Source organism: Pseudoalteromonas sp. C2R02, from assembly GCF_018860845.1.
GTDB lineage: Bacteria > Pseudomonadota > Gammaproteobacteria > Enterobacterales > Alteromonadaceae > Pseudoalteromonas.
On the sequence record NZ_JAHKQC010000037.1, the window covers coordinates 89,159 to 101,227 of the forward strand.

The window sequence follows — 12,069 nt, forward strand, 5'->3', positions numbered from 1 at the left end:
TAATTTTCAGCCAAATATAACATATTTAGCTCTGCATCTTTCTATTTTTCTCATTTTCTAAGACAATATACACAATTGAAACAAAGAGCAGTCATAAAATGAGCAATCAAGTACAATTTCCAAACGATGAGAACGGTGAATTACTCGCTGACATGGCAAAAGCAGGCATAGATCTTAGCCAACTTCACGTTATTGACTTTTTTATCTTGTTTGAGCAAAAACCAGATGCTGAAAAATTTGAGATTGAAATTGCAAAAGATGATTTAGCACCAAAAACGCAATTACAAAAGTGTTCTGAAACGGGTGTTTGGGAAGTGATCACTTCTATTAAAATGGTTCCCGATCATACTTTATTAGGCCAAATGGAACAGTATTTTGAAAGCTTTGCTAATCCATTAAATGGCTATGGTGATGGCTGGGGAATAATGGCTGAAGAATAGCTTTAAGCTAATCGTTTTTGCTAAAAAAAATTCGCCTACTTTTATTGTAGGCGAACATAAACTACATCTGATTCGCCTTTCTGTAATTACCTTCATAATCAAATAGCTTTTCTACAATTCTCCACGCTCCGCGATTCTTTTTATTCATTTTTCTGGCTATTACAAAATCTGGGGCTGTAAAAAAGGCCTGTTTATCCAGAGCTTGTGATAATGACTTAAAGTACGTGGGTTCTTGCCCTGCTAATAATCGCTTTCCAAATGCTTGATTAAAATAAAAAATAGAGCCTGAGTTTTCAAAGTTATATACCTCATCACAACTAGCACCATCCTCATCAAAATACGTTATTTTGACTTTAAACTCACTGATTTCCTCAAACTGCATACCTGAACACCTTAAAACAAGTGCGTCTTTTAAATTAAGTGCTGCTTTGAGTTTATCATCTGGATCTACGATTGCGCAGTCGCATTCATGACACTTTCGTGCTGCAATATCATTTTCTGCACCACAACTATCACATTGCTTAAACCTAAACCTAAAATCACATTGTTGCGATGTATCCTCACTTTCTAACACACCTTGGCAACGACGACCAAAATGCTCTATGACTTTGCCATCGTTATCCGTTTTTCCCCAAAACATATTCGCAAAACCACACCCAGGACACAAAACCTGCACAGGTTCACTATCGCTATCTGGCTTTTTAGAGCCCACTTCAGGGTAAAAAATGTCATAACCGTTACTAGCATAATCTATCACTAAACAGTCTTTTTTATTATCACTTAAGCGCAATCCCCTACCCACAATTTGCTGGTATAAACTGACCGATTCAGTAGGACGTAATATTGCAATAAAATCAACATGCGGGGCATCAAAGCCTGTTGTTAATACTGATACATTCACTAAAAATTTAATTTTTTGTTGTTTAAACTCAGTGATAATGCGATCTCTTTGAGATATCTCTGTATCGCCTATCACTAATGCTGATCTACTTTTAGCACAGTCGTCTTGTGGTAAATAAGTTAAAATCTCTTTAGCATGCTCAATAGTTGAGGCAAAAATCATCACACCTAAGCGATTTTGAGCAAGCTCTACTATTTGGTCAATTATGGCTTTAGTCACCCTTTGTGAGTCTTTCAGTAATAAGCTCATTTCTTGATTATCAAACCGTCCAAAACTATCTGTTGGTATTGATGAAAAATCATAATGACTAATGGCAGCATCTATCATATTAGGCGGTGTTAAAAATTCATTTTTTATCATATATCTAAGTGGTAATTCATATATGCACTTTTTAAATGGCGCATCATCGCCACCTCTTACAAATCCATGATAATGCTCATGGTAAATCCAACCTATGCCCATACGATAGGGTGTTGCCGTAAGTCCTAATACCTTTAACGATGTATTATGGATTTTAAGCTGATTGATAACTTGTGCGTATTGAGAGCTTGTTTCTAAATTGACGCGATGGCATTCATCAATGATGACGAGTGAATAAGCTTCATCTAATTTATCTAAATTTTTTGCGATAGACTGAATACTGGCAAATGTCACTTGATGGATTAAAGATTTTTGTTTTAAACCTGCTGAAAAAATGCTTGCTTCTAAACCATAACTTTTATATTTTTCGCTGTTTTGTTCTACCAGTTCTTTAACGTGAGCTAATACTAAAATTTTTCTTTTTGCGATACGTGCTAATTCTGCAATTACTAAGCTTTTACCAGCCCCAGTGGGTAATACAATAACAGCTGCATCATCTGATTTTTTAAAATGTGATACGGTATTTTGAACGGCTTCACTTTGATAAGGTCTTAACTGATAGATAGTCATTGCTCACGCTAAATCTTTATAGTGTCATTATAACTGAAGTTTTCTATAAAGAGTTCATCTTAGGTTCATTTGAGTTAACTAGACTAAAACAAACACATTTTTTCATTTTTTATGATATGTTCTTGGCAGATTAGATTTTAGGAGTAAAAATGATGAGAAACCTATTAATAGCAACCACAGTATTGCTTTTAGCTGCATGTTCGCAAACCCCTGATTGGGATTATGATCAGTCTACTAATTTTAGCAACTTCAAAACCTTTGCTTGGGTTAAAGATGCCAGCCTCACTAAAGATGTAGAAAATTATCAAATCAACCCAATTATGGAAAAGCGTGTTAGAGAAGCTGTTAATGCAGACTTAACTCAAAAAGGCCTTTCTATGGTTTCAATTGATAAGGCAGATGTTTTGATCAATTACCATGCCTCTGTTGATAAAAAAATTGATATAGATACATTCTCTACTCATTACAGTGCAACTTGGAACCACTGGCGTAATCCATGGGGCACAAATATTCATGCTGATAATAAAGTACGTGAATATGAAGTAGGTACTTTAATTATTGATATCGTTGATCAAAACTCAAATCAACTTATTTGGCGTGGTGCTAAAGAAGGTAGATTGAAGAAAAATCAAAAACCAGAAAAAAGAACACAAGTCATTAATGAAACTGTCATCAACATTTTGAGTAACTTCCCTCCTCAAGCAACAGAAGTACTTTAAAAAAATAATATTGAATAAAGCCACCTTGTGGCTTTATCTTTAATATCAAATAGTTAAACAATTCTCATTTCCAAAATAGTTTACATACAATTGTAAAATTAAATTTCTTCATAAGATATATCCTAAAATTATATTATTCCTTATAAATCAGATGGGTATATTTTAAGCCCCGCTAGTTTAGCTATTAACAGCTATAATTATGACATACCGTGTTACATCTTTACGCACTATGTAAACAATATATTGATTATCCTATAACTGTCATCAATATGAGTTACTAAGGAATGCACTGTGGCTACTAAAAAACAAATATTATTCCCAGTCGGAATTTTAGTGCTAGGAGTTGGAATTGCGGCCAGCTTCTCAGCTATGAAAAAACCACCAGAGAAAAAAGAAGAGAAAGAAATTCTACCTTTGGTTCAAGTTCAACCTGCATCAGTTGAGTCAATTACATTAGACGTCAGCTCTTATGGGCTTATCACACCAAAAAATCAAACCAAACTTGTAGCGCAATTAAGCGGCCAACTTGTTGAAGTATCTGAAGCCTTTGTAAAAGGTGGATTTGTAAAAAAAGGTGATGTATTAGCGCGAATTGATCCTAATGATTATGAAGCGGCATTAATAGATGCACAAGCAACGTTAGCACAAGCGCGCTCAGCACTTGAAGTAGAACGCGCTCAAGGCCATGTTGCTAAATCTGAATGGGAACGTATTCGTAAAAATAGCAATGAGTTTATTCCATCTGAACTGTATTTAAGAAAACCTCAGTTAGCTGAAAAACTGGCACGTTTTAAAGCATCTGAAGCGTCTTTAAAACGTGCTAAACGTAATTTAGAACGCACTTATATCAGCGCACCCTATGATGCAATTATTGCACAACGTACAGTCAGTTTAGGCAGTGTTGTTAGCCCTGGCAGTAATATTGGTGAATTAAACTCAATTAGCTTAGCCGAAGTAAGGTTACCTGTTGCAGATAAAGATATGCAATACCTAATAAAGGGCGGCATAAATGCGAGTGTTGTATTAACCACACAATATGCAGGTAAAGATTACGACTGGCAAGCCACAATTGTGAGAAGTGAAGGCGTGATCAATCAAAAAAGCCGTATGAGCTATTTAGTAGCACAAGTACAAGACCCATATGCACAAAACTCTGACTTTCCACCTTTAAGGTTTGGCGCTTATGTCAATGCTAAAATCCAAGGGTTAGAAATCAAAAATACTACTACGGTTGCGCGGCACTTAGTAAAAAATAATAAAATTGCAGTATTAAGTTTAGATAATACTTTAACTTATCAGACTGTTGATATTTTAAGAGAGTTTGACGATCAGATTGTATTAAGCAATGGTTTAAGTCATGGTGATAAAGTCATAATGACTGCGCTTGATTATCCAAGTGAAGGCATGAAGTTAACAACCGAATATGCCAAGCCTGAAGCATCTGATCAAGAAAAAGATGAAACGCAACTTGCAATGAAAAAGGATTAGACCATGATTGATACTAATAAAGGTATCATTGCTTGGTTTGCTCGTAATTCAGTTGCGGCAAATTTATTAATGATATTCATCTTAGTGGGCGGCCTTTTAACGGCTGGCACAATACGCAAACAAATGTTTCCTGATTTTGAAAGTAACTGGCTTCAAGTACAAGTTGCCTACCCCGGCGCTGCACCACAGGAAGTGGAAGAAGGGATCACTGTTAAAATTGAAGACGCTTTAGAAGGGTTACAAGGCTTAAAACGTGTCATAACTTATTCTCGCCGTAGCTTTTCACAAGCTTGGATTGAAGTAGATGAAGGTTATGATGCCAAAGAAGTATTAGATGAAGTTAAACTTCAAGTTGATACTATTTCTAGCTTTCCAGATGGCATGGAAAGACCAATCGTCAGCCAAGAAAAATTCACTCAAGAAGTAATGTTTTTAAGCTTACATGGCGACTTAACAAATCATGAACTCAAAGATTTAGGTAATAAAATCCATGACGAGATTTTAGCGTTACCTGGTATCAATGTTGCCGAATTTTATAGTGGTTTAGCTTATGAAATTGGCATTGAGATCAGTCCAGATAAATTAAGAGAATACGGCTTAAGCTTTAGAGATATTGCAGCTAAGGTACGTGGTTTTTCTGCAAATATGTCTGCTGGTCAAATCAAAGCTGAAAATGGTTATATATCTTTACGTGTTGAAAACCAAGCCTATAAAGGTCATGAGTTTGAGCAATTACCGCTTATCACTTTAGAAGATGGTACTCTGATCCGATTAGGTGATATCGCAACTATCAACGATGGTTTCCAAGAAGGTATTCAATACTCTAAGTTTAATGGTGAAAATTCATTAACTTATTCAATTGGTGCATCTAAAGATCAAGATATTACCAAAGTAGCTAAAGTAATGTATTCATACTTAGAAGCGAAAGAGAAAGAGTTACCACAAAATGTGACTTTAGAATCATTTATTGATATGACTTATTACCTAAACGGCCGTTTAGATATGATGATCAGTAATATGGTTTGGGGTGGTTTATTAGTATTTTTGATGTTAGCGCTGTTCTTACGTATACGTTTAGCATTTTGGGTAATGATGGGACTACCAGTATCATTTTTAGGCGCATTTTTATTAATGCCGACCGCAGGACTTGATATCACCATTAATATTGCATCGTTATTTGCCTTTATTCTGGTGCTCGGAATTGTGGTAGATGATGCCATCGTAATAGGAGAATCGGCTCATGCCGAAATTGAAGAGCATGGCCATAGTTTAGAGAGTGTTGTTAGAGGCGTAAAACGTGTTGCTATGCCGGCTACATTTGGTGTTTTAACTACAATTGCAGCCTTTTTACCTATGATGTTAGATGATGGACCTGGCCGAGCATTCTCAATGGCAATTGGTGGTGTGATTATTTTATGTCTTATATTCTCATTAGTAGAATCTAAACTTATTTTACCAGCGCATTTAGCACGTATGACGCCTAGACCACACAACCCTAAAAATCCATTACATGTAGTTCGTGAATTGATAGATACTAACTTAAAGCGTTTTGTTGAAAATGTTTACCGCCCTACTATAGAAAAAGCAATTCATTATAGATATACCGTTATTATGGGTTTTGTCAGTATTTTGATTATTAGCGGTGGTTTATTTGCAGGTGGATTAGTTAAATTTGTTGCTTCACCTAAAATTCCGCATGATTTTGCAAATGTTGATATTGATATGACGTTATCTTCATCTGAGGCAGCCACTTTAAAAGCTGCACTTCAGTTTGAACAACTCATCGTTGATGTTGATAATCAGATTGAAAAAGAACACGGTTCTAAAATGGTTGAAGCGTTAACAGTTCGTCTACAAGGTAGAACACGTGCACGTATCATGGCAAAACTTGTATCACCTGAACTTCGAGTTATGGATACTTTTGCGCTTGCAGATATGTGGCGTGCACAATTGCCTCAAATAGCGGGTCTGAAAAGTTTAAATATTCGAGATAGCATAGGTGGTAATGGCCGTGATGATGGCGATATTAGCTTCCGTCTTGAAGGGAAAAATATTGAAACGCTTCGTTTAGCTGCTAATCAATTAAAACAAAAACTTAATACGATTAAAGGTATTGGTGATGTTAATGACTCAATGCAAACAGCAACTGATGAAGTGCGCTTAGATTTAAAACCGGTTGCACATAGCTTAGGTTTAACTTTAGCCGATATCGCATCTCAAGTGAGCTTTGGTTTTTATGGTTTAGAAGCACAACGTATTTTACGAGATGGTGAAGAACTTAAAGTAATGATCCGCTACCCAATTGAAGAACGTAATTCAATTGGTCAAATTCAAGATGTACGCATTAGTACACCTGCTGGCGGTGAAGTATTATTATCTGAAGTGGCTGAAATTGAACTGGTTCAAGGTGTTAACAGTATCCGACGTGAAAACGCGATGCGTACTATTAACGTGTGGGCTTCTGTTGATACTGAGCAAGCTGAACCATTTAAAATTGCAAATGACATCAGAGATAACTACTTACCACAACTGCTTAAATCTCATTCAGGTATTCGTACCGAAGTGGCAGGTAAAATTCAAGAAGAAATGGATAGCATGAATGAGCAAATTCGTAATTTTGCTTTATCAATGATGCTTATATTTGCATTACTCGCAATTCCATTACGCTCATATTCACAACCATTTTTAATAATGTCAGTGATCCCGTTTGGTGTTATTGGTGCGATGTTTGGTCATATTATTTTAGGTATGACTATGAGTAGCTTATCTTTCTTTGGCATTATTGCTGCAGCAGGTGTGGTGGTTAACGATTCATTAGTAATGGTAGATTTTGTTAACAAAGCACGCGCAGCTGGCATACCAATGAAGGTAGCTGTTGTAGAAGCTGGCTGTAAGCGTTTTAGAGCAATTTTCTTAACTTCAATCACTACATTTATCGGTTTAATACCAATTATTACTGAGACAAGTCTACAGGCCAAAATAGTGATACCTATGGCAGTTTCTTTAGCCTTTGGTGTATTGTTTGCGACTGTGATCACTTTATTATTAATACCGTGTCAGTATGTAGCGCTTGAAGACTTTAAGCGTTTAATACGCCGTAAGAAAAATATTGATACTAATGAAATTAAAACAGATACGGTTGTTCAATAAATTATAAGAACTTTATCTATAGGAATTAAAAAAGGCGCATATGCGCCTTTTTTGTTTTTAATGATTAAATACCAACTCTACTAAGTTAGTGAACTAATATAAATTAGGATAATTTTTCAAGAGCACAGGTTTATAATTCCAGACTAAACCTAAGTACCTGCATCCATGCAGGCAACTGGCTATTGCATATTTAGACCTTTTAGATTGATCACATATTTATTAGAATTGGTATATATTACTTTTTATTCATGATCCAATCAGAAAGTAATCTTACACCGTAGCCTGTGCCACCTGTAGAGATTTCTCCTTTTGCTTTGCTTGAAAGTGCATTACCAGCAATATCAATATGTGCCCATTTCACATCACCAGCAAAGTACTGTAAAAAGCTTGCTGCAGTTGTTGCGCCTGGTCCACCTGAACCTGTATTTTTTAGATCTGCGATATCTGTTTTAAGCATATCTTTATAGCCTAATGGTAAGCGCCATAAGTTTTCATTCACCTGCTTACCTGAAAAAGTTAAATCCGCTACTAATTGATCATCTTCAGAAAAAACAGCGGCATAATCGTTACCAACAGCGCGGATTTTTGAACCCGTTAAAGTTGCAACATCAACCATCACACTTGGCTCATAGAATTTTCTTGCGTACCACATCGCATCAGAAAGCACTAAACGCCCTTCAGCATCAGTATTTACAATCTCTACAGTTAAACCTTCAGCAGTTCTTACTACATCACCAGGGGCAACTGAGCTTTCAGATACCATGTTTGCAGCCATGCCCATTACAGCAACTACATTTGCATCAACTTTATTTAAAGCAAGTGATTTTACAGTACCTAAAACTGCTGCTGCACCAGCCATATCTGACTTCATACGTGCAATTGAAGCGCCGGTTTTAATGCTATAACCACCTGAGTCAAAAGTAATACCTTTGCCCACTAATGCGATTGGTGCATCTGAGTTACCTTTATAATGCGCAACAACTAAACGTGCGCCTTCATTACTACCACGCCCTACTGCTTCTAAAGCGCCCATGCCTAGCTCTTTAAGTTCAGCAGGTTTTAATATTTTAACTTCAACACCTAAAGACTCTAGCGCTTTAGCCGCGTTTGCAAAATCTACTGGCGTCATTTCTGTTGCAGTTTCAGAAATTAAATCACGAGCTAAAACAACACCTTGCTCAATGTTCGCTAAAGTTTTGTATGCTTTTTTAGAAGATTTAGCGTTATCTACATCAAAAAAGTATGATTTTACACTGCGTTTTTCGTTATGGTAATTTTCAAAACGGTAAGAACGTAAATTAATACCTTGTGCTAATAATGCAGAGAAATCACCTGATTTAATACTGATCCCATCACTCTTAACTGTAATTTTTTCAATGAATTTTTGCTCTAACTTACCACTTAAATTACCACCTAGTTTAGCTACTTTAGCTTTATCTAGGGCTTTCTTTTCACCTAAACCAACAATCACGATGCGATTTGCAGCGATATTGTGTGGTACAGTTAGTTCAAGCATCTCACCATATTTACCACTAAATTCATTTGCTTTAATAGCACGCTTTAGCTGTCCTTGGCTTTTCTTATCATATTTTTTAAAATCTGAACTTGCCTGATCTTGATGATAAAAAACAACTAGAGTATCAGAGTCTTTTGTTATTTTATTTTCAAATTGAATTGTCTCAGCATTTGCGATAAATGATGAAGTAGATAAAGCAAGGCCTAACCCTAGTAGTGATTTTTTAAGATGCATGAAGAATACCTAATTAAGTGCAAAATATCGCATTGTTTTACCTTAAATCGACTTTTTTTAGAATTAAATAGAGATGAATGAGCGGTTTTACCCGTTAGTTTTCAGCGATTAAAATATTTATAACATGCTATTAAATATAACTTAAACACTAAAAGGGAAATTATAATTTTATATCCCAAGCAACTCTCACTTCTTGTAACATGGCTTTAACAACAGGTTCATCAATGCGGTTTTTAGCAACTACAAAATACAGTTGCGCTTCAAAATCAAGTTGGTCAAGAATCTTTAATTGATTTTGATTAGCATAGTTTAATGCCTCTTCTAATTCATAAAAACTTAAACCTAAACCTGATTTAACTAATTCCAGTCGAGAGTTATCGTCATTAACTTTTGAGATTTCGGTAAATTTTAGCCCCAACTTTAGCTTTAAAAATTGATCAAAAGGACAATCTTGTCCCATAGTGATCCAAGGAAAAAAAGGTAACTCCGTCATTAAAGTATCATCTGTCGCTTCAAATTCAATCGGGGATATTGTTGTTATTTTTTGTTTTTTAATTTCTATCGATTCAAATTCTGGGGGAATTTCTCCATAAACGAACCCGCCATCAAGTTCTCCTGACTTTATCGCTTTAATGGCTTTACCTGATGAAAAGTTAATAAGCTGAGTGCTTATACCTGGGAATTGCTCTGCTATATTTGATAATAAATCAGTTACTCTAAGATATTTTGGATTTTGATTAATAGAGAATTTAAAGTCTCCTATTAATTCATTTTGATTTTCTAACGCACAATTGCCCATATCTAAAGCGCAATCTAAAATGATTTTCGCTTTTTCTAATAACATTTCACCTTTTAAAGTAATTGCCATACCCCGACTAGAACGTTCGAACAATACCGTTTTCAGTTCAGATTCTAAACTTTTAATATGCGCACTGACTGCAGGAGGTGTTGTACATAATTGCTTTGCTGCAAGTGTTAGATTGCCAGTTTGAGCGACAACGACAAATGATCTTAAGTGGTAAAACTCCATTTTTATGCTCTTTATTTATCTATTTAAAGCTATTTTAAACTCTTAGAATATTTTCACTATTCATAAATAATGAATACAGCTTTTAGAATTTATGAATACAGCAAATTTTATCATTGCATAAGCGATATAATATCTGGCGTTTTTCTCAGCCATGACGATCCATTTAATAGTGTATTTAATTCACTTTGAAGCGCTCTAGCTTGAGTAAGGTATTCTTTTGGTTCTGATAACACAAGATAGCGATTTTTATTTGAAATAAATAAAATATGGGTTTTATCTTTAAGGTTATATTTTTTTAAAAATGCTTCTACACTAGCCCGTTTTGACATACTCGCCAGTTGAATAATGTAATTTGTATTTTCTAATAATGAGATGATTTTGTTATCTACTGATACTGTTTTTTTTGACACCGGTTTTTCGGTTTTTATTGCTGATTTCTTGGATTCCTTAGCTACTAAGCTTTCAGGTGTTGGGCTTGTGATAACCGATTCAACTTTAGCTAACATGTTGACTTCATTGGCTGTATTTTCGATTTTATTAATATGGTCAAGAATACTCTGACTAGACTTTTGACCCACATCAACTGCCATTTGAGCGTAATATTTACTGGTTACTAAGTTTTTTTCAACAACATCTCCTTTTAAGTATATTGATGCGAGATTATGCATAGAGAATTTATTGCCATTTTCTGCTGCTTTTTTATAAAAGCGAATCGCTTCTTCTGGCTTTTCATCGATGATTAAACTTGCTAATGCAAATTGTGCTTCTGCATTATTTTGTTTTGCTGACTCTCGGATCCAATGTAACCCTTTAACGCTATCTTGTGGTATCAATTTGCCTGGTAATGATATGCCTTGCATATAAATAGCGCCTAATTCTAATTGGCTATCTGCATCACCTTGTTCTGCCGCTCTTTGATACCAATTAAATGCTTCAATTGGTTCACCTTGAACACCGCTTCCGTGCTCATACATTTTAGCAACTTTACGTTGTGCTTTTAGCCACCCCTTCTCTGCTGCTTTTAACTGCCATTCAAATGCTGCATTAATGTTTTTATCAACACCTTTACCCAGTTCAAACGCCATGCCTAAGTTAAACATGCCTTCTATATGCCCATTTTGTGCCGCTTGGCTTAAATAATTTATCGCTTGTGTTGTATCTCGCCCTACGCCTAACCCTTTTGCATAGATTTTGGCCATGATGAATTGTGCATCAGGTGATGCGTCATTTAGGCTTTCTTCTTGACATAAACCAAATGCTTCAACGAAATTCCCCTTCTCAAACTCACTTTTACAATCAGCAAAAACCGAAAGAGATAATAAACTCAGAATAAAAAAAGCAAAATACTTAAACAAAACAAAATCCTTCTGGTTCAATTAAAATTTAGATACAAAAAAGCTCGGTGAAAACCGAGCTTTTTTCACATTAACTGAGGCTATCAATTTAACCTCAGTTAAGCAAATTATACCAATTCTGTTAAGTAAGTGGCCTAATATAAATTAGGATAAATTTTCAAGAGCACAGGTTATTTGTTCCAGACAAAACCTAAGTACCTATATCCATATAGGCAAGGCGCTTGATTGAGCAATAGCTGGCTATTGGGATTGAAAGCAACGCAGCTATTGTATATTTAAGCCATTTAGATTGATCACATATTTATT

8 protein-coding genes are annotated in these 12,069 nt (G+C 35.4%); 4 read left to right on the plus strand and 4 right to left on the minus strand.

Annotation, left to right across the window (positions count from 1 at the left end):
- The first annotated feature begins 98 nt into the window (after positions 1 to 98).
- The gene (locus KO527_RS16855) at positions 99 to 440 is read left to right on the plus strand and encodes a ribonuclease E inhibitor RraB (RefSeq protein ID WP_216041459.1); all 342 of its coding nucleotides are present in this window, start codon (positions 99 to 101) and stop codon (positions 438 to 440) included.
- Between the two features lie 61 nt (positions 441 to 501).
- On the opposite strand, the gene KO527_RS16860 is transcribed toward KO527_RS16855, so the two are convergent.
- Positions 502 to 2,271, minus strand: a complete 1,770-nt coding sequence (locus tag KO527_RS16860) for a DEAD/DEAH box helicase (protein ID WP_216041460.1) — start codon at positions 2,269 to 2,271, stop codon at positions 502 to 504.
- 152 nt (positions 2,272 to 2,423) lie between these two features.
- Here KO527_RS16860 and KO527_RS16865 point away from each other — a divergent pair, with 152 nt between their 5' ends.
- The 3 genes from KO527_RS16865 to KO527_RS16875 all read left to right on the plus strand — a co-directional run bounded on the left by KO527_RS16865 (position 2,424) and on the right by KO527_RS16875 (position 7,628).
- Positions 2,424 to 2,990: a DUF4136 domain-containing protein gene (locus KO527_RS16865; RefSeq protein WP_216041535.1), complete on the plus strand. Its 567-nt coding sequence runs from the start codon at positions 2,424 to 2,426 to the stop codon at positions 2,988 to 2,990.
- Positions 2,991 to 3,281: 291 nt separating this feature from the next.
- On the plus strand, positions 3,282 to 4,478 hold the full coding sequence (locus KO527_RS16870) for an efflux RND transporter periplasmic adaptor subunit (RefSeq protein ID WP_216041461.1): 1,197 nt from the start codon (positions 3,282 to 3,284) through the stop codon (positions 4,476 to 4,478).
- A 3-nt stretch (positions 4,479 to 4,481) separates the two neighbouring features.
- On the plus strand, positions 4,482 to 7,628 hold the full coding sequence (locus tag KO527_RS16875; protein WP_216041462.1) for an efflux RND transporter permease subunit: 3,147 nt from the start codon (positions 4,482 to 4,484) through the stop codon (positions 7,626 to 7,628).
- Between the two features lie 235 nt (positions 7,629 to 7,863).
- Here KO527_RS16875 and KO527_RS16880 read toward each other — a convergent pair whose 3' ends face one another.
- The 3 genes from KO527_RS16880 to KO527_RS16890 form a co-directional block, all read right to left on the minus strand.
- Complete coding sequence (locus KO527_RS16880) at positions 7,864 to 9,378, minus strand: leucyl aminopeptidase (RefSeq protein ID WP_216041463.1); 1,515 nt, start codon at positions 9,376 to 9,378, stop codon at positions 7,864 to 7,866.
- Positions 9,379 to 9,538: 160 nt separating this feature from the next.
- Positions 9,539 to 10,408 (minus strand): LysR family transcriptional regulator, encoded by an 870-nt coding sequence (locus KO527_RS16885; RefSeq protein WP_216041464.1) that lies wholly within the window; start codon positions 10,406 to 10,408, stop codon positions 9,539 to 9,541.
- A 110-nt stretch (positions 10,409 to 10,518) separates the two neighbouring features.
- On the minus strand, positions 10,519 to 11,763 hold the full coding sequence (locus KO527_RS16890; protein ID WP_216041465.1) for an SPOR domain-containing protein: 1,245 nt from the start codon (positions 11,761 to 11,763) through the stop codon (positions 10,519 to 10,521).
- Positions 11,764 to 12,069: the final 306 nt, after the last annotated feature.

Coding starts and splice junctions, on each gene's coding strand:
- KO527_RS16860 (WP_216041460.1), bottom strand. CDS start 2,271: ATGACTATCTATCAGTTAAGACCTTATCAAAGTGAAGCCGTTCAAAAT.
- KO527_RS16880 (WP_216041463.1), bottom strand. CDS start 9,378: ATGCATCTTAAAAAATCACTACTAGGGTTAGGCCTTGCTTTATCTACT.
- KO527_RS16885 (WP_216041464.1), bottom strand. CDS start 10,408: ATGGAGTTTTACCACTTAAGATCATTTGTCGTTGTCGCTCAAACTGGC.
- KO527_RS16855 (WP_216041459.1), top strand. CDS start 99: ATGAGCAATCAAGTACAATTTCCAAACGATGAGAACGGTGAATTACTC.
- KO527_RS16865 (WP_216041535.1), top strand. CDS start 2,424: ATGAGAAACCTATTAATAGCAACCACAGTATTGCTTTTAGCTGCATGT.
- KO527_RS16875 (WP_216041462.1), top strand. CDS start 4,482: ATGATTGATACTAATAAAGGTATCATTGCTTGGTTTGCTCGTAATTCA.